At 61.0% G+C, this 231-nt stretch carries 1 protein-coding gene; it reads left to right on the top strand.

The window, feature by feature from the left end:
- Window positions 1-231, top strand: a 231-nt coding sequence (locus AF337_RS32640; RefSeq protein ID WP_193393683.1) for a PLP-dependent transferase, incomplete at both ends; no start/stop codon positions are given.

Genomic DNA, 231 nt, shown 5'->3' with positions numbered 1-231 from the left:
ATTCTCAGTCTCGTTGAGGCCGGAGACCGGGTCGTTGCGGTTCGCCATCTCTACAACGATGTCTACCGCCTTCTGGTGAAGCTGCTCGGCAGGCTCGGCGTCGCGGTGGACTTTGTCGATCCCGCCGACCACGACGAGGTCCGCAAGGCTCTGTCGGGTGCCAAGCTGCTCTATCTTGAAAACCCCACATCCTTCGTCTTCGAGCTTCAGGACATTGCGGCGCTGTCGGCC

This window comes from Rhizobium ecuadorense, assembly GCF_001187535.1.
GTDB classification, from domain to species: Bacteria; Pseudomonadota; Alphaproteobacteria; order Rhizobiales; family Rhizobiaceae; genus Rhizobium; species Rhizobium ecuadorense.
The sequence above is the reverse complement of the archived record's forward strand: the minus strand, read 5'-3'. Positions and strand labels throughout refer to the sequence as shown.